The sequence below is a fragment of the Serratia silvae genome (genome assembly GCF_023282985.1).
Classification (GTDB): domain Bacteria; phylum Pseudomonadota; class Gammaproteobacteria; order Enterobacterales; family Enterobacteriaceae; genus Chania; species Chania silvae.
Genome location: NZ_JAGQDC010000013.1, coordinates 1 through 25,443, shown reverse-complemented (window position 1 = coordinate 25,443; position 25,443 = coordinate 1). Strand labels below are relative to the sequence as shown.

At 54.3% G+C, this 25,443-nt stretch carries 18 protein-coding genes; 6 read left to right on the top strand and 12 right to left on the bottom strand.

Features of this window, described 5'->3' with window-relative positions:
• Positions 1-141: 141 nt before the first annotated feature.
• From ycaO to pflA, 4 genes are all read left to right on the top strand, one after another.
• Positions 142-1,905 carry a 30S ribosomal protein S12 methylthiotransferase accessory factor YcaO gene (ycaO, locus tag KAJ71_RS15675; RefSeq protein ID WP_248946597.1) on the top strand — a complete coding sequence of 588 codons (1,764 nt, stop codon included), beginning with the start codon at positions 142-144 and terminating at the stop codon, positions 1,903-1,905.
• Positions 1,906-2,354: 449 nt separating this feature from the next.
• Positions 2,355-3,215 carry a formate transporter FocA gene (gene focA, locus KAJ71_RS15670; RefSeq protein WP_248946596.1) on the top strand — a complete coding sequence of 287 codons (861 nt, stop codon included), beginning with the start codon at positions 2,355-2,357 and terminating at the stop codon, positions 3,213-3,215.
• A gap of 60 nt (positions 3,216-3,275) precedes the next feature.
• The gene (gene pflB, locus KAJ71_RS15665; RefSeq protein ID WP_248946595.1) at positions 3,276-5,558 is read left to right on the top strand and encodes a formate C-acetyltransferase; all 2,283 of its coding nucleotides are present in this window, start codon (positions 3,276-3,278) and stop codon (positions 5,556-5,558) included.
• A 309-nt stretch (positions 5,559-5,867) separates the two neighbouring features.
• On the top strand, positions 5,868-6,608 hold the full coding sequence (pflA, locus tag KAJ71_RS15660) for a pyruvate formate lyase 1-activating protein (protein WP_024484611.1): 741 nt from the start codon (positions 5,868-5,870) through the stop codon (positions 6,606-6,608).
• A gap of 51 nt (positions 6,609-6,659) precedes the next feature.
• Here the strand turns inward: pflA and KAJ71_RS15655 are convergent, their stop codons facing one another.
• The 12 genes from KAJ71_RS15655 to lrp form a co-directional block, all read right to left on the bottom strand.
• Positions 6,660-7,805, bottom strand: coding sequence for an MFS transporter (locus KAJ71_RS15655; RefSeq protein WP_248946594.1), 1,146 nt, complete (start codon positions 7,803-7,805; stop codon positions 6,660-6,662).
• Positions 7,806-7,926: 121 nt separating this feature from the next.
• Complete coding sequence (gene napF, locus KAJ71_RS15650; RefSeq protein WP_248946593.1) at positions 7,927-8,493, bottom strand: ferredoxin-type protein NapF; 567 nt, start codon at positions 8,491-8,493, stop codon at positions 7,927-7,929.
• Complete coding sequence (gene dmsD / locus KAJ71_RS15645; RefSeq protein WP_248946592.1) at positions 8,493-9,101, bottom strand: Tat proofreading chaperone DmsD; 609 nt, start codon at positions 9,099-9,101, stop codon at positions 8,493-8,495. Before dmsD ends, napF begins: the two co-directional genes overlap by 1 nt.
• Positions 9,102-9,149: 48 nt before the next feature.
• The gene (locus tag KAJ71_RS15640; RefSeq protein ID WP_248946591.1) at positions 9,150-10,010 is read right to left on the bottom strand and encodes a dimethyl sulfoxide reductase anchor subunit family protein; all 861 of its coding nucleotides are present in this window, start codon (positions 10,008-10,010) and stop codon (positions 9,150-9,152) included.
• A gap of 1 nt (position 10,011) precedes the next feature.
• The gene (locus tag KAJ71_RS15635) at positions 10,012-10,629 is read right to left on the bottom strand and encodes a DMSO/selenate family reductase complex B subunit (RefSeq protein ID WP_024529862.1); all 618 of its coding nucleotides are present in this window, start codon (positions 10,627-10,629) and stop codon (positions 10,012-10,014) included.
• Positions 10,630-10,639: 10 nt separating this feature from the next.
• On the bottom strand, positions 10,640-13,090 hold the full coding sequence (gene dmsA, locus KAJ71_RS15630) for a dimethylsulfoxide reductase subunit A (protein ID WP_248946590.1): 2,451 nt from the start codon (positions 13,088-13,090) through the stop codon (positions 10,640-10,642).
• A 210-nt stretch (positions 13,091-13,300) separates the two neighbouring features.
• Positions 13,301-15,754, bottom strand: coding sequence for a selenate/tellurate reductase subunit YnfE (ynfE, locus tag KAJ71_RS15625; protein WP_248946589.1), 2,454 nt, complete (start codon positions 15,752-15,754; stop codon positions 13,301-13,303).
• Between the two features lie 259 nt (positions 15,755-16,013).
• Positions 16,014-17,306 (bottom strand): serine--tRNA ligase, encoded by a 1,293-nt coding sequence (gene serS / locus KAJ71_RS15620; RefSeq protein ID WP_248946588.1) that lies wholly within the window; start codon positions 17,304-17,306, stop codon positions 16,014-16,016.
• Positions 17,307-17,414: 108 nt separating this feature from the next.
• Positions 17,415-18,758 (bottom strand): replication-associated recombination protein A, encoded by a 1,344-nt coding sequence (locus tag KAJ71_RS15615; RefSeq protein WP_248946587.1) that lies wholly within the window; start codon positions 18,756-18,758, stop codon positions 17,415-17,417.
• Positions 18,759-18,765: 7 nt separating this feature from the next.
• Positions 18,766-19,377 (bottom strand): outer membrane lipoprotein periplasmic chaperone LolA, encoded by a 612-nt coding sequence (lolA, locus tag KAJ71_RS15610; RefSeq protein ID WP_248946586.1) that lies wholly within the window; start codon positions 19,375-19,377, stop codon positions 18,766-18,768.
• Positions 19,378-19,562: 185 nt separating this feature from the next.
• On the bottom strand, positions 19,563-23,036 hold the full coding sequence (locus tag KAJ71_RS15605; RefSeq protein ID WP_248946585.1) for a DNA translocase FtsK 4TM domain-containing protein: 3,474 nt from the start codon (positions 23,034-23,036) through the stop codon (positions 19,563-19,565).
• 120 nt (positions 23,037-23,156) lie between these two features.
• Positions 23,157-23,651: a leucine-responsive transcriptional regulator Lrp gene (lrp, locus tag KAJ71_RS15600; protein ID WP_021804943.1), complete on the bottom strand. Its 495-nt coding sequence runs from the start codon at positions 23,649-23,651 to the stop codon at positions 23,157-23,159.
• A 225-nt stretch (positions 23,652-23,876) separates the two neighbouring features.
• Between lrp and KAJ71_RS23465 the strand changes: the two genes are divergently transcribed.
• Together KAJ71_RS23465 and trxB are read left to right on the top strand one after the other, a co-directional pair.
• The gene (locus tag KAJ71_RS23465) at positions 23,877-23,999 is read left to right on the top strand and encodes a hypothetical protein (RefSeq protein WP_283106793.1); all 123 of its coding nucleotides are present in this window, start codon (positions 23,877-23,879) and stop codon (positions 23,997-23,999) included.
• Between the two features lie 350 nt (positions 24,000-24,349).
• On the top strand, positions 24,350-25,321 hold the full coding sequence (gene trxB / locus KAJ71_RS15595) for a thioredoxin-disulfide reductase (protein WP_248946584.1): 972 nt from the start codon (positions 24,350-24,352) through the stop codon (positions 25,319-25,321).
• The last annotated feature ends 122 nt before the right edge of the window (positions 25,322-25,443 follow it).

The window sequence follows — 25,443 nt, the reverse complement described above, 5'->3', positions numbered from 1 at the left end:
CTCCATTATTGTTAACCCGCTGAATTATCGTCTTTATCCCCATAAAAACTGTGACTTCTGATCGGCTTTCGGAATACGTGGAGCTTGGGAACAAAACCTCGTATCATTGCGCGTTTTTAGTACGCCATATAAGTGAACACAATGACGCAAACTTTTATTCCTGGCAAAGACGCTGCGCTAGAAGACTCCATCGCCCGTTTTCAGCAGAAACTAACCGATCTGGGTTTCAATATCGAAGAAGCCTCCTGGCTGAATCCGGTGCCACACGTCTGGTCAGTGCATATCCGCGATCGCGATTGCCCGCTGTGCTTCACCAACGGTAAGGGTGCCAGCAAAAAGGCCGCACTAGCTTCCGCGCTGGGCGAGTACTTCGAACGCCTGTCGACCAACTATTTCTTCGCCGATTTCTATTTGGGCCAACAGATTGCCGAAGGCGATTTTGTTCACTATCCCAATGAAAAATGGTTCCCGGTTCCGGCCGACAACTCGCTGCCACAAGGCATCCTGGATGAGCGCACTCACGCCTTCTACGATCCGGAGCAGGAACTGACTGCCAGCGATCTGATCGATCTGCAGTCTGGCAATAGCGATCGTGGCATCTGCGCCCTGCCTTTCACCCGGCAGTCGGATCAGCAGACCGTCTATATTCCGATGAACATCATCGGCAACCTGTATGTGTCCAACGGCATGTCCGCTGGCAATACCGCCAACGAAGCGCGGGTTCAGGGCCTCTCCGAGGTGTTCGAGCGCTATGTAAAAAACCGCATCATCGCCGAGTCCATCAGCCTGCCGGAAATCCCGAGCGAAGTGCTGAACCGCTATCCTGACGTGGTTGAGGCGATCGCCAAGCTGGAGGCCGAAGGCTTCCCGATCCTCTCTTATGATGCCTCATTAGGCGGCAACTACCCGGTGATCTGCGTGGTGTTGTTTAACCCCGCCAACGGCACCTGCTTTGCCTCCTTTGGTGCTCACCCCGATTTCGGTGTCGCACTGGAGCGTACCGTTACCGAGCTGTTGCAAGGCCGCGGCTTGAAAGATCTGGATGTGTTCACCGCCCCGACCTTCGATGACGAAGAAGTAGCCGAGCACGCCAACCTGGAAACTCACTTCATCGATTCCAGCGGTTTGATCTCCTGGGATCTGTTCAAACAGGATGCCGACTATCCGTTTGTCGACTGGCGTTTCAGCGGCAGCACGCAGGAAGAGTTCGCCACCCTGATGAGCATCTTTAATAAAGAAGATGCCGAAGTGTATATCGCCGATTACGAGCACCTGGACGTTTACGCCTGCCGCATCATCGTACCGGGGATGTCCGACATCTATCCGGCAGAGGATCTGCTGCTGGCAAACAACAGCATGGGCGCACACCTGCGTGAAACCCTGCTGCAATTGCCGGGCAGCGAATGGGAACCAGAAGAGTATCTGGCGCTGATCCAGCAGTTGGATGATGAAGGGCTGGACGATTTCACCCGCGTACGTGAATTACTGGGCATTGCCTCTGGTAAAGACAACGCCTGGTACACCCTGCGCGTTGGCGAACTGAAATCCATGCTGGCATTGGCCGGCGGCGATCTCGAGCAGGCACTGATCTGGGCCGAGTGGACGCAGGAGTTCAACGCCTCGCTGTTTACCCCGGAGCGCAGCAACTACTACCGTTGCTTGCAGACGCTGCTGCTGTTGGCGTTGGAGCCAGAACGCGACCCAACCCAATATCACACGGCCTTCGTGAAGATGTATGGTCAGGATGCGGTTGACGCGGCCTCTGCGGCCATGAGCGGCGAAGAGCGCTTCAACGGCCTGTTTGCCATCGACAGTGAATTGAAAGCCCTGCCAGCGCATCAAGCGCTGTTGGCGGCTTACGAAAAACTGCAAACCGCCAAACGCCGTCATTGGGCGCAGGCATAAGCCTGATTGATACGCCGGTAGAATTTTACCGGCGTTACTCCCAAAGAAGCAGTCTTGAGTCGGTCGCAGATCATAAAACGGGCTAATCATGGCGTAGAAGTTTTTTTAAAAAAGCGCACTTATCGGCCAACAGGGTAATTAAATCACCAATTGTTACGCCGGCGTGAAATATTAATTAACCATCAATTAATGCTTATTCATCAAAAAGCGACAATAAGTACAAAAATTTAACCCTTCCCAGTCCAAAACGGCACTGACTTCAAAATTTTTTGCAAACATTAAAAAATATTTTTTGCACAAAAATCAATAAGATAAGTCAATTCCCCTTACTTATTTTGCGGTTTTAAGCCGTTTTACTTCTGCGCGTTATGATCCAAGTCAATTTTTACCCTATACTGCTTTGCTAGTATCTCGGTGTGTTGTAATAACCCTTAAGAGCGAGAGTTAGTGTGAGAGCTGACAACCCCTTCGATATGCTGTTACCTGCCGCGATGGCGAAAGTTGCCGAAGATGCGGGGGTTTATAAAGCCACCAAGCGTCCGCTAACGACTTTTTATTTAGCGATCACTGCAGGTGTGTTCATTTCTATCGCCTTTGTTTTTTATATCACAGCGACCACCGGCACCGCCGCCATTCCTTTCGGCCTCGCCAAACTGGTGGGTGGTATCTGCTTCTCCATGGGGTTAATGCTGGTCGTCGTCTGCGGGGCGGACCTGTTTACCTCCACCGTACTGACCGTGATTGCCAAAGCCAGCGGGCGTATTACCTGGGGGCAACTGGCTCTTAACTGGTTAAACGTCTATATCGGCAACCTGATTGGCGCCCTGTTCTTCGTCGCTCTGATCTGGTTCTCTGGTGAGTATATGGCGGCTAATGGCCAGTGGGGTTTGAATGTATTGCAAACCGCCAACCATAAACTGCATCACACCTTCATCGAAGCCGTCTGTCTGGGTATCCTGGCTAACCTGATGGTTTGCCTGGCCGTATGGATGAGTTACTCCGGCCGCAGCCTGATGGACAAGATGTTCGCCATGATCCTGCCGGTGGCCATGTTTGTTGCCAGTGGCTTTGAGCACAGTATCGCCAATATGTTTATGATCCCTATGGGTATTGTGGTTAAACACTTTGCCACGCCAGAGTTTTGGCAAGCCGTGGGGGCAGCACCCGAGCAATTCGCTCATCTGACCGTAAGCAACTTTATCATCGACAACCTGATCCCCGTCACCATTGGCAACATTATTGGTGGTGGTTTGCTGGTTGGGTTGACTTACTGGGTAATTTATCTGCGTGGCGGCGAACAGAAGCACTAATCTGTTGGCTGGCACGGCGCCGGGTTTACAAAGAAATCCACATTAGAAGGTAGGTGTATAATGACCGAACTTAACGAGAAGTTAGCGACCGCTTGGCAAGGTTTCAGCGAAGGTGACTGGCAGAAAGAAGTCAACGTACGTGACTTCATCCAGAAAAACTACACTCCTTACGAGGGTGATGAATCCTTCCTGGCTGGCGCAAGTCAAGCCACTACCACTCTGTGGGATAAGGTTATGGAAGGGATCAAACTGGAAAACCGCACCCATGCGCCAGTTGATTTCGATACCAACGTCGTTTCTACCGTGACTTCTCATGATGCGGGCTATATCAACAAAGATCTGGAAACTATCGTTGGTTTGCAGACCGATGCTCCTCTGAAACGCGCGCTGATCCCATTCGGCGGCATCAAGATGGTTGAAGGTTCATGCAAGGTTTATGGCCGTGAACTGGATCCACAAGTGAAGAAAGTGTTCACCGAATACCGTAAAACCCACAACCAGGGCGTATTCGACGTTTACACCAAAGACATCCTGAACTGCCGTAAATCTGGCGTACTGACCGGTCTGCCAGATGCGTATGGCCGTGGCCGTATCATCGGTGACTACCGTCGCGTTGCCTTGTACGGTATCGACTTCCTGATGGCCGACAAGCTGAACCAGTTCAAATCTCTGCAGACCCGCCTGGAAAACGGCGAAGACTTGGAAATGACCATCCAGCTGCGTGAAGAAATTGCTGAACAGCACCGTGCCCTAGGTCAGATTAAAGAAATGGCCGCCAAATACGGCTACGATATTTCTGGCCCAGCTATCACTGCTCAAGAAGCCGTACAGTGGACCTACTTCGGCTACCTGGCCGCAGTGAAATCCCAGAACGGTGCAGCCATGTCCTTTGGCCGCGTATCTACCTTCCTGGACGTGTTCATTGAGCGCGATATCAAGGCCGGTAAACTGACCGAACTGCAGGCGCAAGAACTGATCGACCATCTGGTCATGAAACTGCGTATGGTTCGCTTCCTGCGTACTCCTGAATATGATGAGCTGTTCTCTGGTGACCCAATCTGGGCAACTGAATCCCTGGCAGGTATGGGTGTTGATGGTCGTACGCTGGTAACCAAAAACAGCTTCCGCTTCCTGAACACGCTGTACACCATGGGGCCATCTCCAGAGCCAAACATGACCATCCTGTGGTCTGAAAAACTGCCGTTGAACTTCAAAAAATACGCCGCGAAAGTGTCTATCGACACCTCCTCCGTACAGTATGAAAACGACGATCTGATGCGCCCAGACTTCAACAACGATGACTATGCCATCGCCTGTTGCGTCAGCCCGATGATTGTCGGTAAGCAAATGCAGTTCTTCGGTGCGCGTGCCAACCTGGCGAAAACCATGTTGTACGCTATCAACGGCGGCGTTGATGAAAAACTGAAAATGCAGGTTGGCCCGAAAGAAGCACCAATGATGGACACCGTACTGGACTATGACAAAGTCATGGAACGTATGGACCACTTCATGGACTGGCTGGCCAAGCAGTATGTGACCTCGTTGAACATCATCCACTACATGCACGACAAGTACAGCTATGAAGCTGCACTGATGGCTCTGCATGACCGTGATGTTTATCGCACTATGGCTTGTGGTATCGCGGGTCTGTCCGTAGCAGCCGACTCCCTGTCTGCCATCAAGTACGCCAAAGTATCCACCATCCGTGACGAAGACGGCCTGGCTATCGACTTCAAAGTCGAAGGTGAATATCCGCAGTTCGGTAACAACGATTCGCGCGTAGATGACATCGCTTGTGACCTGGTAGAACGTTTCATGAAGAAAATTCAGAAACTGCGTACCTACCGTAATGCGGTACCAACTCAGTCCGTGCTGACCATCACCTCTAACGTGGTTTATGGTAAGAAAACCGGTAACACCCCAGATGGCCGTCGTGCTGGCGCTCCATTTGGTCCTGGTGCCAACCCAATGCACGGCCGCGATCAGAAAGGTGCTGTAGCCTCTCTGACCTCCGTAGCCAAACTGCCGTTTGCCTATGCGAAAGATGGTATCTCTTACACCTTCTCTATCGTGCCTAACGCGTTGGGTAAAGACGACGACGTGCGTAAAGCCAACCTGGCAGGTCTGATGGATGGTTACTTCCATCACGAAGCGTCAATCGAAGGTGGTCAACACCTGAACGTGAACGTGATGAACCGTGAAATGCTGCTGGACGCGATGGAAAACCCTGAGAAATATCCTCAGCTGACCATCCGCGTATCGGGTTACGCAGTACGTTTCAACTCGTTGACTAAAGAACAGCAACAAGACGTGATTACTCGTACTTTCACCCAGTCAATCTAATCAATGTTTCGCCGGGGCGGATCGCTCTGCCCCGCAAAACAAGTCTTACCAAGGCCGGATATTCCGGCCTTTTTACTAAGTAATCCCTGACTCTGGTCTTGAGTCTGTTTTGCCAGATATCTACGCTGCTGCTTACTCTGCGAAGGGTATATAATGCATGGATAGCTGGCAAAACAGTGATCCGGTAAGTAACCGGCCAACAGGAATCGTTTTACCTGGCGCTTTTTTTCGCCACATCGTTGATCCCTGCCTGGCGGTTACCAGCCTATTTTAGACTGCGTTTGACAGTCAATTTTGGAGAAACCCGCAATGTCCTTGAAAGGCCGCATCCACTCTTTCGAATCCTGTGGCACCGTTGATGGCCCTGGTATCCGCTTTATCGTGTTCTTCCAGGGTTGCCTGATGCGCTGCCTGTACTGCCATAACCGTGATACCTGGGACACTCACGGAGGTAAAGAGGTCACGGTTGAAGAGCTAATGACCGATACCGTAGCCTACCGCCACTTTATGAACGCTTCCGGCGGCGGCGTAACGGCGTCCGGTGGTGAAGCGATCCTGCAGGCCGAATTTGTCCGCGACTGGTTCCGCGCCTGTCACAAGGAAGGGATCAGCACCTGTCTGGACACCAACGGTTTTGTCCGCCGTTACGACCCGGTGATCGATGAGCTGCTGGATACCACCGACCTGGTGATGCTCGATCTGAAACAGATGAATGACGATATTCACCAGAATCTGGTGGGAGTTTCCAACCATCGCACGCTGGAGTTTGCTCGTTATCTGGCCAAACGTAATCAACGTACCTGGATCCGCTACGTAGTGGTGCCGGGCTGGTCTGATGATGATAAATCGACGCATCTGCTCGGTGAATTCACCAAGGATATGACCAATATCGAGAAGATTGAGCTGTTGCCTTACCACGAGCTAGGTAAACACAAATGGATCGCGATGGGTGAAGAGTACAAGCTGGACGGCGTTCATCCGCCGAAGGCCGACACGATGGATCGCGTTAAGGGGATCCTGGAAAGCTACGGCCACAAAGTGATCTATTAAGCCTCTCCCGGCTCGCACAAAAAACCCGGCGCATCTGCCGGGTTTTGTATTTCACGCTGCGGCCAACGGAGTGTGATGATGGCCGGGTTTCTTCAGCAGCATCACCAGATAAACCAGCGCCACCACCGCAATCATCACAAACAGCAGCCGATCGGAGTAGCTCTGCATCAGCATCGACGTCATCGATGGGCCTAGCAAGCTGCCGACGGTATAGCTCATTAACAATGTCTGGTTCATCGCCACCAACTGATGCGGCAGCACCTTTTCGCAGGCCCAGGACATCGCCACCGGGTACAGGGTAAAGCCCGAGCACCCCAGAATAAACAACGCAGGAGCCATCGCATAGTTACCCAGCATCGCGATACTGGCAAGGATCACCACGAACACCTGAATGCGCAGCACCAGCAGGCGACCATAGCGATCGGCCAAGCGCCCTATTGGCCACTGACCCACGATGCCGGAACTGACCAACAGCGCCATCCAGTACCCCACGCTGGCATCACTCATCCCCTGATGGTTTAAATACAACGGCATCAGGCCGTACAGCGAGCCCAGCACTATCCCCGAGATAATACAGCCGTTAATGCCCAACCGAGCATCACGACGTTTAAACATCTGCCAGATAGAGGCCTGCTGCGGCTCGTCATCCTGGTGATTCACCCGAGCAAACAGCATCGGCAGCATGGCAGCCATTACAACAGCGGTCACCCATGGCACCACATCCAACAACTGGGTTGAAACACTGCTTAGTAACAACTGCCCCGCAACCGTACCGAGATAGTAAACCATCATATACGCCGCCAGCAGTTGGCCACGGTTACTCAAATTACCGCTGCGCAACAGCGCGCTTTCGACGATCACCCAAATCCAGGCACACCCTACCCCGGCAAAAAAGCGCCAGCCGACCCAGCTCCAGAAATCCAGCGACAGCACCATCCCCACGGTTGCGAGGGCAAAGACCAGACAGGCAAGATGATAGCTGCGGGTAAAACCAATCCGCTTGATCAGTTTGCCCGCCACCAGCGTTCCCAGCAGGTTACCGGTAAAGTAAGACGAACTGACAATCCCTACTTGCCAGGTTGGCAATTGGGCATGCGTTAACCAGAGAGGAACCAAAGTGTTCAAAACGGCGATGGAAACCGTAAGCAGCAATAGGCCGCAGAGCAACATTAGCACTGGGCGAGAATATGCGGACATAGTGAAATTGAAACCGAACAGACAGACTAGAGTGCGCGCATCATGCCACTGGCGATAAAAAAGTCAATCGGCGGTTAATGGGCGATCGCACAATATGTTTAGCAATGGGGTAAAACGGGTTTTATAGCTGTTCCGGCAACGATTTTTCACCCGAGGCAGCCAAGGAAATATGTCCATGAAAGCAGGATAGCTTGCACAACCCGCAGCCATTGCACAGCATATCGTCACACTGTAATTGGCGGGCACCACTTTCAGAAAGCTGGAAGGATAAAGCCTGTTGTGGGCAGTTGATGGTACACATCCGGCAGCTGTCTTGCCGCCCCAGGCAGCTATGGCTGATTTGCGGGCGCAGCAGCGTGTCGCAGGGCATTTTGTCACGCAGCGCCCCTGTTTGGCAGGCGGTGGTGCATTTGCGGCAGACATCACACTCGGTGAAATCGATGCTCAATACCGCCTTGCCTTGATCGATGCTCAATAAACCGTACGGGCAGCTGCTTACGCAGCTGCCGCAGCCGTTGCACAACGTACTGAACAACGCCTCCGGCAAAGCCTGAGGTGGACGAGCCACCACAGGCAATGTCACAGAGGACGCCCCCCGCTCCGGCAAGGCTTTATTACGATCAAGCCAACCAGTCAGCAACCGGCGTCGGCTATTGCCTTGCGCAGATAACTGCTGGTCGTTGTTCATCAGAAATACAGTTCCAGGCTCGGCACCGGTGTCGGGCACTCTTCCGCCCAGGCTGCCAGCGTGATTTGTGCCAACTGCGCCACGCCTTGGTAGAACGGATGTCCAGCATGTTGCTGCAGCAGCTCCAGATAACGCGGTGCCCACGGAAGAATGTGCAGCGCAATCAGCCCGGAAATCATTTTGTGCTGCTTCTCTTCGGCCAGCCAAGCCACCATCATCAGCAAGGTGCCAATATGGTCTTCTGGTTCATTCTGGTCGCGCTGGGCTTCGATACCGTTCACCCGCAGCCATTGGCGCAGGCGCAGCGTCGAATCACCAAACAGCACGCTTTCTCTATCCAGATAGACTGACCCCCAAGGAGGAGCAACTAGCGTATGAGGGCCAACAAACAGGCGTTGATAAGCCTCTGACAGCGTTTCCGACTGGTTTCCAGCCAAACCCTCAGCAATCAGGGCTGCGGCCTCTTGAGCGCCTTCATAAGGCCATTCGGTCAGCCACTGCGGATCGGCCAGAGAATCCAGTAAAGGCTGGCACTCTTTGCTCTCCGGTGGGGCATACAATAAAACACCTAGCACACGGCCAGTCAGGGCAATTTTTTCAAGCATCATAACTTGGGGCTTCTCCAGGGGCGCAGCCAGGCCGCGCCCAGATTAACGTTAGCCAGCCACGGCCATGCCAACGGTCATATGCAGGCCGTAGAATACGCCACGGCCAATCAACTCACCGGCAAAGACTAACACAAAGCCCAAGGTCAACCCCATCACACTGGCGTTACCACGGCGCAACTGCGGGCAAATCCAGCAACCCAGGCCGAGAACCAGCAATACCAGCCGCCATACCATAAGCTGGCCATATTCCGGGATCAGCGCCGACGCCTGCTGTACCGAGCTGCTGATGGTGGCCAACTCACTGCCCTGCAACAGCGCCGAACACAGGCTAAGCAGCAGCGCCAGCACGCTGATCATCATCAGTTGACCACGGCCAGCCACTTGCAAACCGGCCGCCCGCAGCAGCAATACACCCAACAACGGGCCGCCGATAAACACCGACAGGAAGAAGTTCAGTGTGGTGTAACCGTTATGCCAGGTCGGTACGGTATCGATCTGATAGACACGCGTCATGGCGTAGACAAACAGCAGGCCCAGCACCATGGTGACCACCAGCCAGACTTTACCCAGCGCCTGCGGCATTTTTTTCAACATGGCCAGCAGCCAATAGAGGCCACCTACCGCAAAAAATACCGAACCGCTGGCGATCTCGTTACTCAACGCCGACTCACCGATGCGATTGAGCGAGTTAAAGGCCCTGATCGGCGTCCCCAGGTGCATCACGGAGGCGATAAAGGCGATCCCCATCAGCAACCACAGGAAAAACATAGAACCGTGTACCGCCTTGCTCTGGCGATCGGTCAGATTACCGGCGATCAACGCCAACCCCATTACGATGATGCCACCCACCACAAACTGCCCTAATACGGTGAATACCATCAGCGGCCATTCATGCCATCCCGTTCCCATTTTAAACCTCCTTCGGATTAGCCAGATGGCCGGTAGTGTCACCACTCGGGCGGCTGTTGGCGTTAGGTTTCAGTACAATGCACGGTTTGGTGAAATGCGCGGCCGGTAACGGTGCCACTTGCGCCAGGGTGCCATGTTGTTTACGCAGTTCGTCTATCGGGCCAAAATCCAGGGCTCGCAGCGGGCAGGATTCGACACAAATCGGCTTTTGGCCAACGGCGACGCGCTCATAACAACCATCGCACTTGGTCATATGCCCCTTCGCTTCGTTGTACTGCGGTGCGCCGTATGGACAAGCCATATGGCAGTAACGGCAGCCGATACACACCTCTTCGTTCACCACCACAAAGCCGTCTTCCCGCTTATGCATGGCACCGCTTGGGCACACTTTGGTGCAGGCGGGATCTTCGCAATGGTTACAGGCGATAGACAGGTAATAGGCAAATACATTCTGGTGCCAGCTATCGCCGTCCTGCTGCCAATCGCCCCCGGCATACTCATAGATGCGACGGAAACTGACGTCCGGCGTCAGGTTTTTATAGTCTTTGCAGGCCAACTCGCAGGTTTTGCAGCCGGTGCAACGACTTGAATCAATGTAGAATCCATATTGCGTAGTCATCAGCTACTCCTTAAAGTTTGGCGACCTGGACCAGATTAGTGTGAGAAGGATTGCCCTTGGCCAGCGGCGACGGACGCTGGGTAGTCAGCACGTTGATACTGCCAGCATGATCGATGCGGCTACCGTCTGGCGCATACCAGGCTCCTTCGCCCATAGCTACCACGCCCGGCAACATACGCGGCGTCACCTTGGCATTGATGCGTACCTCACCCCGCTCGTTATAAATGCGGATCAGGTCGCCGTTGGCTATCCCGCGAGATTGTGCATCGATCGGGTTGATCCACATCTCCTGGCGGCAAGCGGCCTTCAGCACGTCGACGTTACCGTAAGTGGAGTGGGTTCTAGCTTTGTAGTGGAATCCGGTCATCTGTAACGGGTACTTGCTACTCAATGGATCGTCCAGGCTTTCAAAACCGGCCGCATACACTGGCAACGGATCGATAACGTCATCCTTAGATAATTCCCAAGTCGCTGCCAGCTCCGCCAGTTGGGCAGAATAAATCTCGATCTTGCCTGAAGGCGTTTTCAGCGGATTAGACAGCGGATCGGCCCGGAATGCTTTGTAAGCCACATGGTGGCCATCAGGATCGCGCTGCTTGAAAATGCCTTGCTTGAGGAACTGTTCAAACTCCGGTAGCGCCGGAATGGCTTCCCGGGATTGCTGATAAAGGTGACGCAGCCACTCTTCCTGAGTCCGCCCCTCGGTGAAAGCCTGCTCAACCCCCATACGCCGGGCAATCTCGCTGGTCATGTCATAAATGTTCTTACATTCAAACTGCGGTTTGATCGCCTGATCGGCGAAGATGACGTAGCCCATATTGCCGCTGGAGGCATCCAGACAAAAATCCATCTGCTCAGAGGCGGTGCAATCTGGCAACACCAGATCGGCATATTTCGCCGACGAGGTCATGTGATTATCAATCACCACAATCATCTCGCACTTCTTCTCGTCTTGCAGAATGTCATGGGTACGGTTGATTTCTGAGTGCTGGTTAATCAGGCAGTTACTGGCGTAGTTCCAGATAAACTTGATCGGCACGTCCAGCTTGTCCTTGCCCTGCACACCATCACGCTTGGCGGTCATTTCCGGCCCGCGCAGAATGGCATCAGTCCACATGAACATGGAGATGCTGGTTTTAACCGGATTCTCCAACGTCGGCATCCGAACAAACGGCAGGCTGTAGGATCCTTCACGCGCCCCCGTGTTACCGCCATGGATCCCGACATTACCGGTGAGGATCGGCAACATGGCGATGGCGCGTGAGGTCAACTCACCGTTGGCATGGCGCTGCGGCCCCCAGCCTTGGGAAATAAATGCCGGTTTGGTACTGCCAATTTCGCGTGCCAGTTTAACGATGCGTTCGACCGGGATGCCGGTAATTTTTGAGGCCCAGGCAGGCGTTTTCTCAATGCCATCATCACCCAGGCCCAGGATGTAGGCTTTATAGTGCCCATTGGCCGGTGCCCCGGTAGGTAACGTTTTCTCGTCATAACCGACGCAGTATTTATCCAGGAACGGCTGGTCGACCAAATTCTCGCGGATCAACACATGCGCCAACCCGGCAACCAGTGCCGCATCGGTGCCAGGACGGATTGGGATCCACTCGTCTTCTCTGCCCGCGGCGGTATCGGTATAGCGCGGATCGATCACAATCATGCGCGCATTCGAACGCTCACGTGCCTGCTCCAGCAGGTAAGTTACCCCACCGCCGCTCATGCGGGTTTCACCTGGGTTATTGCCGAACAGCACCACCAGCTTGCTGTTTTCAATATCCGTCGGGCTGTTACCGTCGGCCCAACCACCGTAGGTATAATTCAGCCCCATGGCGATCTGCGCAGTGCTGTAGTCACCGTAGTGGTTCAGATAGCCACCGCAGCAGTTCATCAGGCGAGCGATCAGCGTAGACCCCGGTGGCCAGGAACGGGTGACCGTGCCCCCCAAGGTGCCGGTGCCGTAGTTCAAATAGATGGCTTCATTGCCATAGTCTTTGATGATGCGCTTCATGTTGTCGGCGATCAGCGTGTAGGCTTCATCCCAGCTTATCTGCTTGAATTTTCCTTCGCCCCGCTTGCCCACGCGCAGCATGGGGTACTTCAGGCGGTCCGGGTTATACACGCGGCGGCGCATTGAGCGCCCACGCAGGCAGGCACGAACCTGATGCAACTCTTGGTACTCGTCGTTGCCAGTATTATCAGTTTCGACATATTTGATCATACCGTCGACCACATGCATCCGCAGCGGGCAACGGCTACCGCAGTTGACGGTACAGGCACTCCACACCACTTTTTCTTCGGGTTTGGCAAGGGCTGGTGCGGGAGAACTTTCGGCGCTGGCACGACGGCTAAAAGGTAAGGAAACGCCACCAACGGCGAGCGCAAGCCCGCCAATAGCACTGTTTTTAACCAGCTTTCGCCTGGAGCAGGCGAAACCAGCTAGAGGTTTTTTGGGGGACTCGCTCATAATATTTTCGCTCTGGGTTGCTTCAATCAGCCAGGGGTATGGCTACAAAAATCTGCAATCAACTACGCAGATCGGTTTTAAAATGGCAGGTAATGGTTTTTTTATTTTGACCCGCGTTAGGTGAAACTATCCTCCAAAAGAGGTAGCCCCACCTTGTTCACAATCAATAAATCGCTGATATTTCGGCATTTATTGATAATGATTGTTATTTCATATCTTTTCGATCTCGATCAGATTGGTATGCTGCGGGTTACCTTTCGCCAACGGCGATGGCCGGTGGGTGGTGAGCGTATTCATGCAGGCTCCGTAATCGATACGATCGCCGTTCATGTTGGCCTGATGCCAGGCTCCCTGCCCCATTGCTACCACGCCCGGCATGATGCGCGGCGTCACCTTGGCGGCCACGCGAACTTCGCCACGGCCATTGAATACCCGCACCGTTTCACCACTGGCAATGCCGCGTTGGCTGGCATCAAGCGGGTTGATCCACACTTCCTGCGGGCAAGCCGCCTGCAATACGTCAATATTGCCGTAGCTGGAGTGAGTCCGGGCCTTATAGTGGAAACCGAACATTTGCAGCGGATAGGTGTTACGCAACGGGTCATCCCAACCTTCAAAGGTTGAGGCATAGACCGGCAGCGGGCTGATGGTTTCGTCTTTCTCCAGCTCCCAACTGCTGGTGATCTCTGCCAGCTTGGCGGAATAGATTTCGATCTTGCCCGAGGGGGTTTTCAGCGGGTTGGCCGTGGGATCGTCACGGAATTTTTTATAGGCCACAAAGTGCCCATTGGGATCTTTACGCTTGTAAATACCCATGCTGCGCAAGGCTTCATACGACGGCAACTGCGGGTCCTTCTCCAGCATCTTGGCGTAAAGGTATTGCAGCCACTGCTCCTGAGTGCGCCCTTCGGTGAATTTTTGGTGTACCTCAGGCCCAAGGCGACGCGCTACCTCGCTCATCACTTCATAGATGGGTTTGCGCTCAAACTTGGCAGAGGTGGCCGGCTGGATAAAGATCAGGTAGCCCATATTGCCGGCATAGTCATTCGGGATGATGTCCTCCTGTTCGACCGTCATCAGATCCGGCAGCAGAATATCGGCATATTTCGCCGAGGAGGTCATAAAGTTTTCCAGCACCACGATCATTTCACACTGCGAGTCATCCTGCAGAATGTCGTGGGTTTTGTTGATATCGGAGTGCTGGTTGGTGATGGTGTTACCGGCATAGTTCCAGATGAACTTGATCGGCACGTCCAGCTTGTCTTTACCGCGTACTCCATCACGTTTGGCGGTCATTTCCGGGCCACGAGCGATGGCATCGGTCCAGCTGAAGCAGGAAATCTGCGTTTTTACCGGGTTTTCCAGCACCGGCATCCGTTCAATGGTGATGGTGTAGGTTGACTCACGCGCGCCGCTGTTACCGCCGCTGATCCCAACATTGCCGGTCAGGATCGGTAGCATGGCAATGGCCCGCGAAGTCAGCTCACCATTCGCCTGGCGCTGTGGCCCCCAACCTTGCGAAATATAAGCAGGTTTGGCACTGCCGATTTCACGCGCCAGCTTGATGATACGGTCGGCCGGAATGCCGGTGATCTGTGATGCCCACAGAGGGGTCTTTTCAACGCCGTCCGGCCCCTGCCCCAAGATATAGGCCTTGTAGTGGCCATTAGCAGGCGCACCTGCGGGTAAGGTTTTCTCATCGTAACCCACGCAGTAGTTATCCAGGAACGGTTGGTCGACCAGGTTCTCGCTGATCAGCACGTGTGCCAAGCCAGCGACCAATGCCGCATCGGTACCTGGCCGGATCGGGATCCACTCATCTTCTCGCCCGGCTGCCGTATCCGTATAACGCGGATCGATGACAATCATGCGCGCGTTTGAACGTTCCCGCGCCTGCTCCAGGAAGTAGGTGATGCCACCGCCACTCATGCGGGTTTCTGCCGGATTGTTGCCGAACAGTACGACCAGTTTGCTGTTTTCGATATCAGAGGTGCTATTGCCCTCATTGCTGCCGTAGGTATAAGGCATGGCGCAGGCGATCTGAGCAGTGCTGTAAGTGCCATAGTGGCTGAGAAAACCGCCGTAACAGTTCATCAGGCGGGCAACCAACGAGGCATAAGGCGAAGAGCGGGTGATATTGCCGCCGACAATGCCGGAGGTATAGTTGATGTAAACCGCTTCATTGCCGTACTTGGCGACGATACGTTGCAGGCTGGCGGCAATTTCGCTGTAAGCCTCTTCCCAACTGATGCGTTTGAATTTACCTTCGCCACGTTTGCCGACGCGCTTCATTGGGTAATTCAGACGTTCCGGGTGGTTCATTCGCCGGCGCATGGAGCGGCCACGCAGGCAGGCGCGCACCTGATGGTTGCCATAGACATCGTCGCCCGTATTGTCGGTTTCAACCCAGTAAACTTCGTCATCGCGCACGTGTAGCCGCAAGGCGCAGCGGCTGCCACAGTTAACCGAGCAAGCGCCCCACACCACTTTGTCCTGCGGCACAGGTTGCACTGCGGTGCCGACCGTTTCTGCTACTGCATGGCGGCTAAAAGGCAACGAAAAACCGCCAGCGGCCAGGGTCAACCCCGCTACCGTGCCAGATTTCATCAGCGTACGGCGGCTGATACCAGTGGATGATGATGTTGCGGATTTTTGCTTCGACATAGCTCACTCCTGGTTTTGCCCCAATAACGGGAAAAGTCATGCCTTGGTAGGCAGAGACAGGAGGGAGCTGAATTAGCGCTGGGTGATTTGATGTGGAAAATAATACCCCTCCATAAGTGAGGATATTACTCATTAGGGGGTAGTAAACTTTGTCTGCTATCAATAAATATGGCTTTCATTCGTAAATGAAAATTATTCATACGAAAAAAGCGCCCGTAGGCGCTTTCGATACACTATTTTGCTACCACAGTGAAACGGATTAACCGATATATTCCAGGCCGCCCATGTAAGGAAGCAATGCTTCTGGCACCTGAATACGACCATCGGCCTGCTGGTAGTTTTCCAACACTGCGACCAAAGTACGGCCTACGGCCAAACCAGAACCGTTCAGCGTGTGTACCAGACGTGGCTTCTTCTCGATCTTGCTGCGGCAACGAGCCTGCATACGGCGCGCCTGGAAATCTCCCATGTTGGAGCAGGAAGAGATCTCGCGATAGGTGTTCTGCGCAGGCAGCCACACTTCCAGATCGTAGGTTTTGCAAGCACCAAAGCCGATATCACCGGTACACAGCAGCACTTTACGGTACGGCAGGTTAAGCAGTTGCAGCACTTTCTCCGCATGGCCGGTCAATTCTTCCAGCGCATCCATCGAGTCTTCCGGGCGTACTATCTGCACCATTTCAACCTTATCGAACTGGTGCATACGGATCAAACCACGGGTGTCACGACCATAAGAACCCGCTTCTGAACGGAAGCATGGCGTATGCGCGGTCATTTTCAGCGGCAGATCTTCTTCATTGAGGATCTCGTCACGCACCAGATTGGTAACAGGCACTTCTGCCGTCGGGATCAGCGCATAGTTGCTGCTTTCAGATTCTTCTTCCAGCGGTTTGGTGTGGAACAGATCTTCACCAAACTTTGGCAACTGACCTGTGCCGTATAACGTGGCATGGTTTACCAGATAAGGCACATAGGTTTCCAGATAGCCGTGCTGTTCTGTGTGCAGATCCAGCATGAACTGGGCCAGCGCACGGTGCATACGGGCAATTTGGCCTTTCATCACCACAAAGCGCGCACCGGTCAGTTTCACCGCAGCGGCGAAATCCAGCCCACCGGCCATTTCGCCCAGCTCAACGTGATCGCGCACCGGGAAATCGTACTGACGCGGTTCGCCCCAGCGGCAGATTTCCAGGTTTTCACTATCGTCTTTGCCATCCGGCACCGCATCGTCCGGTACGTTCGGCATCACCAGCGCATAATCACGGATCTCGTTCTGTAGCTTATCCAGTGCGGCCTTGGCAGCATCCAGCTTGTCACCCAGTTCGTTCACTTCGCGACGCAGTGGCTCGATATCTTCACCGCGCGCTTTGGCCGCGCCGATGGATTTCGATCGGGAGTTACGTTCTGCCTGCAGTGTTTCAGTTTCTACCTGCAGAACCTTACGGCGCTCTTCTTGCGAACGCAGCAGATCCAGATCGAGTTTAAAGCCTCTGCGAGCCAGTTTTACGGCGACTGCGTCTAGCTCATTACGCAGCAGATTGGGATCGAGCATGCTAATCCTGTGCTTGTTGTTATTGAAAGAGAAATTGTGTTTTATGCCGCAATGGTATAGCCGCATAAAAGAAGTGTGATACCCGCTAACCTTACCGCAACGGCAACGCTAGCGGTAGCGTTTTGTCTGGCTATTTTGATCCTGCTCAGCCAGCCATGCCAACTTTTCACCGATTTTACCTTCCAGCCCACGCGAGGTTGGATGATAGTAGCGCGTCGTGGCCATTTCCGCCGGGAAATAGCTCTCTCCGGCCGCGTAGGCGTTGGGTTCGTCATGGGCATAGCGGTATTCTGCGCCCAGCCCCATTTCTTTCATCAGCTTGGTCGGTGCGTTACGCAGATGCTCTGGCACGTCATAGTCCGCCATCTCCTTGGCATCACGCATAGCCGCTTTAAAGGCCGTATAGACGGCGTTACTTTTTGGCGCGCAGGCCAGATAGACGATCGCCTGAGCAATAGCGCGTTCGCCTTCCGCAGGGCCCACGCGAGTGAAGCAATCCCAGGCAGCAATGGCCACTTGCATTCCACGTGGATCGGCATTGCCAACGTCCTCAGAGGCAATGGCCAGCAGGCGGCGCGCCACATACAGCGGATCGCCACCGGCGGTAATAATACGCGCATACCAGTACAAGGCGGCATCCGGTGCCGAACCACGCACGGATTTATGCAGCGCAGAAATCAGATCGTAATAGCGATCGCCTTTGTTATCGAAGCGCGCACTGCGTTCACCGGAAACCTCTTTGAGCAACTCCGGGGTTAATACCCGCATGCCTTTGCCGTCGATTTCAGCCATATCGGCCATCATCTCCAGGCTGTTCAAAGCGCGGCGGGCATCGCCACCTACCAGTTCCGACAGCATACGTCTGGTTTCTGGCGGCAGCTCGATGTTTTGATCGCCAAAACCACGCGCCCGGTCTTCCATAGCCTGATCCAGCACCTGGCCGATGTCGTCCGCCGTCAGCGCTTTGAGCAGATACACCCGCGCACGGGACAGCAACGCCGAGTTCAGTTCAAAGGAAGGGTTTTCCGTAGTGGCACCGATGAAGGTAATGGTGCCGTCTTCAATGTGTGGTAGGAAAGCATCCTGCTGGCTTTTATTGAAGCGGTGGACTTCGTCAACAAACAGGATGGTGCGACGGCCAGCATCGCGATTTTGCCGGGCGCGCTCGATGGCTTCACGGATCTCCTTAATGCCGGAGGTCACCGCTGAGATACGCTCAACATCGGCCCGGCCATAGCGGCCAATCAACTCTGCCAGCGTCGTTTTCCCGGTTCCCGGTGGCCCCCACAGGATCATCGAGTGCAACTGCCCCGCCTCGATGGCGCGTGGCAACGGCTTGCCCGGGGCCAGCAAATGCTGCTGGCCAATGTATTGCGCCAACGTGGTTGGCCGCATACGCGCGGCCAGTGGCTGGAACTCATTGTGGGAAAAATCGAGTGACATGTTGCTCACGTAGACCTCACTGGCGCTGGTCGTCCAGCGTCACCCCCTTCGGTGGGGTAAATTTGAATTTGGCCGCATCAACGCTGCTGCTCTGCTGGCTCTTCAACTGATAAGCGCTGCGCTGGCCATCCTGCTCAACCGCGGCAAAGCTCTTGATGGTGCCGCTATTGGTCACGGTGATGGCAAACTGCTTCAAATTACCGCTGCTGGCCTTTGGCGTCAGTTCGAAATCATCGCCTTTCTGCTTCACGTTGTACTGTTTCCAGTCGTTAGCATCGTTACGAGTGATCAGCATAAAAGGCGTATTGCCGGTGGCATTTTTCAACCAGGTAGCCGTCACCTGCTCAACGAACGGGTTGTAGAACCACAGGGTCTCACCGTCCGAAACCAGTATGCTTTCATCAGGCGAGGTCATGTGCCAGTTAAACAGATTGGGGCGTTTTACCCATAATTCGCCTTCCCCTTGCTGCACAGCAGCGCCGTCACTACTGGTGACAGATTGGGAGAAGCTGGCATGGAAACTGTTTACTTTCGCCAGACGACTTTGCAAATCTTGCGCCGCATCCGCCAACACGGAAGTAGACGCGAATCCCGAAAGCAGACAACAGGCAATCAACAGTTTTTTCATTATTCCAGATACCTTATGAAATGCGTTTACCGCAAGCTGGGTCAATATAACCCTGAACACCTCCACTCTACCCGAAGCACTCGGCCGACAGCCAGAGCACTATTCCGATAAAGCAGGGGTTTACGCTTCTTTGCACAAGGGCCGCAAAGCGGCCCTTTTATTATGGTTACAGTGCCTGGTGGCAATCAATCATGCCGTGGCGGAGCGAGTACCTCACGGTTACCATTATGCCCCTGCTCGCTGACAATGCCCTGCGCTTCCATCTGTTCGATGATCCGCGCGGCACGGTTGTAGCCGATGCGGAACTGACGCTGTACGCCAGAAATCGAGGCGCGGCGTTTATCCACCACAAACTCGACCGCCTGATCGAACAACGGATCCAGCTCTTCATCACCATCCAGACCACCGCCTGCCCCCCCCTCACCGTCTTCACTGGCGCTGAGAATGCCCTCTTTATACTGCGGCCGCTCACGCGCTTTCCAGTCTTTGACCACGGCATGAACTTCCTGATCGCGGACAAACGCGCCGTGCACACGCACCGGTATTGAGGAGTTCGGTGCCAGATACAGCATGTCACCCATCCCCAGCAAGGATTCCGCTCCCCCCTGGTCGAGAATGGTGCGGGAGTCGATCTTGCTGGATACGGTAAAGGCAATACGCGTCGGGATGTTGGCCTTGATCAGGCCGGTGATCACGTCCACCGAAGGCCGCTGAGTTGCCAGCACCAAGTGGATCCCCGCAGCACGCGCTTTCTGTGCCAGGCGAGCGATCAGCTCTTCAACCTTTTTACCCACCGTCATGATCAGATCGGCAAATTCATCCACCATCACCACGATGTACGGCTCTTTTTCCAACACCGGCGGCGTGATATCCATGCTGTCGCTTGGCTTCCAGAATGGATCCGGGATTGGCCGCCCCATTGCCTCAGCCTGATCGACCCGCTCGTTGTAGCCTGCCAGGTTACGAACCCCCAAGGCAGACATCAGCTTATAGCGGCGCTCCATCTCGGCCACGCACCAACGCAAGGCATTGGCGGCGTCTTTCATATCGGTAACCACATCGGTCAGCAGGTGTGGGATGCCTTCATAGACCGACAGTTCCAGCATTTTCGGGTCGATCATGATAAAGCGCACCTCTTTCGGCGTGGCCTTATACAGGATACTGAGGATCATGGCGTTGACCCCGACCGACTTACCGGAACCGGTGGTACCAGCCACCAGCAGATGCGGCATTTTACCCAGATCGGCGACCACCGGCTGCCCCGCGATATCTTTACCCAATACGATCGCCAGAGGTGATGGATTGTCGCGGAAAGCTGGGCAATCCAGCACTTCACGCAGATACACGGTTTGCCGTTTGACGTTCGGCAGTTCCAGCCCGACGTAAGGCTTACCCGGGATCACCTCTACCACACGCACGGCGGAAGTTGACAATGAACGTGCCAGATCGCGCGACAGGTTGGAGATGCGCGCAGCTTTGACGCCAGGAGCCAAATCCAGTTCGAAGCGGGTAATGACCGGGCCAGGCAGAATATCGACCACGTCGGCCTTGACGCGATAATCCGCCAGGCTGGCTTCCACCAGCCGCGCTTTCTGTTCCAGCGCAAAGGTATCGACCGGTTCGACCTCTTTCGGGGCCTCGGTCAACAGATCCAGCGTTGGTAGTGGCGTAGTCGGCTTCTGCAGCGGCATATCATTACGCATCAGGAACGGATGGATCAGGCTGTCCATCGCAGGCGCTGACGGTTGCTGTTGAGCGGGTGGCTGATAAGCCTGTTGCGGCTGGTAACCAGGCGCAGGGGAAGTTTGCGGACGCGGTGCCTGATAAGCGGGCACCTCAGGCTCAAACTGACCGAAAGGCACGTCATCTTCCAGTTCGCTTTCCAGCTCGATGCTGTCCTCAAGCTGTGGCGAGAGGGTGAACAGCGGCTCGGTTGGGCCGTCATCCACCAGATCCGCCATCGGTGAGAAGCTATAGGCCTGGCGAGTATCCACCGGGCGAGTCACCGGGGCCGGTACTGATTCTGGCTGCGGTTCTTCTACGCCATAGCGTGCCTGTTGCTGCGCGGCAAATGCCTGGCCAAGTTCAGCCTCACGCAACGCATCTTCGTCATCTTGTTGGTGCTCTTCTTGCGAATACTCTTCGCCATAGCGCTGGCTTTGCTGTTCGGCAAAGGCCTGACGCAATGCAGCCTCCTGCAAGACTTCGTCTTCTTCCTGCGGATTGCTGACCGGCTCTGGCTGAGGCTCATCCCCTCGGTTGCGCTGCTCCTGCTCCGCTATCCGCTGCGAAGGCAGCTTAATGCCGTAGGAGGCCAGCTCACGCCGGGTTGGAATACGCACTGGATTTGGCCGCGGCAGTTCCGGGCCGATGCCCTGCTTGACCTGCGAGCTCGCATCGCTGGTAGCAGTAAACGCAGGCATGAAGGTATTATTCACCGCGCTAGCAGTCGCTGTCGCTGCGGCAACTGCCGCTGGCTTCGCTACTTCTCTGACGCTGAAGCCCGTTGAGCCAATGACATCGTCGCTATCCCGCTGGGCCGCAGAGAAATCAAACGGTGACGGCTCTGGTTTTGGCGTAACTGGGGCCTGCCAGTCACCTAGGCGCGGCTCATATTCTTCACGATAAGGCTCCGCTACGCGCGTCGTTCTCGGTGCCGGTGTCTCTTCAGGCAATTCAAACGAATACAGCGGCGGCGTGTCTTGTGGCTGCGCAGGGGTTAATGAATGCTGACTAACAGTAGCGGGCGCTACCGGGGCTACGGTGACCGGAGCCTGAACTGCCGCGTTTGGCATTACCGGGATATCGGTAACGACCAGCGCTGGCTCGGCAGGTACGAGGTCATCATCGCTGGCGCGCAAACCACTCAATAAAGGATCGGCGGCATCTTGCGCTTCTTCTTCCGCGGTTTCGGTCACGGAAGGCGCAGAGAACAACACGTCATCCTCATCTGCCATGGCGGCAGTCGGGGCCACATTTTGACCGCTTTCCTCGCGCTCATCGAACACGACATCGTCATCGTCGTGATAGCGGTCTTCACGGCGTGAACGGTTAGTCATAAAGGTAGCGGCTCCCAGCACCACACCACCAATTTTTTCCGCAATGACCAGCCACGACCAACCGGTGAACAGGGTCAGCCCCACCGCCCAAATGCCGAGCAGCGCCAAAGTGGCACCAATACCGTTAAACCACGGCAACATGGCATTGCTTAACAGGCTGCCAATCACCCCGCCAGAAGCGAAGTAATAGAGGTCGTCAACGTTAAGCGCCGCCAGGCCACACGAGGTAAGCACCAGCGCCAATGTGCCGATCAAACGCAACGAGAGTCCAAAGAAATCGACGTAATCGCCGTTATCGCGCCGACGGTAACCCGACAGGCACAACACCAGCATAATCGGTGGGATCGCATAGGCAAGGACCCCAAAGGTGAAGAACAACGTATCGGCCAACCATGCGCCTACTCCGCCGCCCAGATTGTGGATAGGCTCATGCCAGGCTGTTTGCGACCAACTAGGATCAGAAGGATTGAAACTGACCAACGCAGCCATGAGGTAAACGGCAAAAATTGCCACCACGATCAACACAGCCTCGAGCAAACGCCGCCCACTGCTGAGTTTTTTCAGGGTAACTTCTTTATCTTCTGTGTATTCCTGGCTCAAGAAAGGCACTCCAGGTTCCTGTTGACGGATAGAGTAACAGCGCCGAGAAGTTTCCTCGGCGCCAAAACTGTATGAATAAACAGGAGTGTAACGAATTTAATCAGGTTTTGCACCTGCACCTTACCGTGTTTTGATAACCAGACGGTTACTCTGTTTGACTTCTTCCATCACGACGTAAGTACGGGTGTCATTAACCCCCGGTAAACGCAACAGAGTTTCGCCCAACAGCTTACGGTAAGCTGACATATCTGGCACACGGGTTTTCAACAGATAGTCGAAATCACCGGAAACCAGATGACACTCCTGAATTTCTTCAAGTTTTTGCACCGCAGAGTTGAATTGCTCAAACACATCCGGCGCACCGCGGTTCAACGTGATTTCCACGAAGACCAGCAGGGAAGCATCCAGATAATGCGGGTTAAGCAATGCGGTGTACCCATGAATAAAGCCTTGACGCTCAAGACGACGTACACGCTCCAAACAAGGAGTTGGGGATAACCCCACGCGCTTCGAAAGTTCGACGTTCGAAATGCGCCCATCCTTCTGCAACTCATTAAGGATGTTGCGATCAATACGGTCGAGATCTTTACCCGGGCGTTTTTTAGTATCTACCATTATTATTGTCTCTCTTATGTTCTTCCCTGCACTTGCCACACCCTAGCCAACGTCAATGTGCAAGGATTTGTTCCAAGCGAAGACTCGATGCCTATGTTAAGCGGTTCACTCCCCAGAGGGGAACAAGATACGTAATACCCACCGCCCTTGTGCTTCGTCACTATTCGTCCCTACCATCTTCCGCCGTTGCCCAGCCTGTCTGTCACCTCAGGGCAACGAATTCAAATGATTTACGTTCAGAAATCCATCAACCACCGCCAGGGCAAACTCTCCCTCACCCATCGCGACCCGACAATGCTCTGCCTCGGTGGCGAAAATGCCTACAGTTTGCTACTGGCACGGGGTTAATTTCTTCTTCCTATGATGTTTTCGCAAATGCGCAGCGGATTGTCAAAGTAAAAGAAGTAAAATCAGTAGAACGTACCGCCAGCAAAAGTGAGTACCTGATTTTTTGTTAGGAATTCCCCCCATTCAAAACCGGGCAGTTACCCACATAAACCCGACAAGAACCGCATTTTTAACCTATTGCTGTACAAAATTATTGCTGTCGTTACCCCCCCTCCCCGTTGATAAAATATCGGCTAATAGGTGCTGGTTATCAAACAAATCGGTAACAACATCCCCTGGCGCTTTTTTTACTGCCGCATTTTCCCTACAATCGGTTCTATTGTCCGCCATTGTGGGAAACGAGGTTATTCATGGGCACGGCTAAACATAGCAAATTATTGATCCTGGGCTCTGGCCCGGCTGGCTACACCGCAGCGGTTTATGCAGCACGCGCGAACCTGAATCCGGTATTGATCACCGGTATGGAGCAAGGTGGTCAGCTGACCACCACTACTGAAGTCGAGAACTGGCCAGGCGATGCCGAAGGCTTGACCGGCCCGGCGCTGATGGAGCGGATGCGTGAGCACGCAGAAAAGTTCGACACCAAGATCGTGTTTGATCATATCAACAGCGTCGATCTGCAGAACCGCCCTTTCCGCCTGTTCGGTGATAGCGGGGAATATACCTGCGATGCCTTGATTATCGCTACCGGCGCATCGGCCCGTTATTTAGGCCTGCCATCGGAAGAAGCGTTCAAAGGCAAAGGGGTTTCAGCCTGTGCCACCTGTGATGGCTTCTTCTATCGCAACCAGAAGGTCGCAGTGGTCGGTGGTGGTAACACCGCCGTGGAAGAAGCACTGTATCTGTCGAACATCGCCTCTGAAGTTCACCTGGTGCACCGCCGTGACACTTTCCGCAGCGAAAAGATCCTGATCAATCGCCTGATGGAAAAAGTGAAAAACGGCAACATCATCCTGCATACAGACAGCACGCTGGACGAAGTGTTGGGCGATCAGATGGGCGTCACCGGGATGCGTTTGCGTAGCACCAAAGACGCTGAGCAGACCAAAGTGTTAGAACTCGCTGGCGTCTTTATCGCGATCGGTCACAGCCCGAACACCGCGATCTTTGGCGGGCAGCTTGAGCTGGAAAACGGCTACATCAAGGTGCAGTCCGGTATTCACGGTAACGCGACCCAGACTTCCATCCCCGGCGTATTTGCCGCAGGCGACGTCATGGATCATATTTACCGCCAGGCAATCACCTCAGCCGGAACAGGCTGTATGGCCGCACTGGATGCCGAACGCTATCTCGACGGTATCGCGCAGGCCGAATGCAAATAACCCTTCAGCGATAAACGTTACCGAGGCGGCCAATTGGCCGCCTTATTTATTTCTAACTGAATACCACGTCCTATGGACGTGGTTATCGGCTTTTTGGCTCTGCCAGTAATGCTACTCATGGG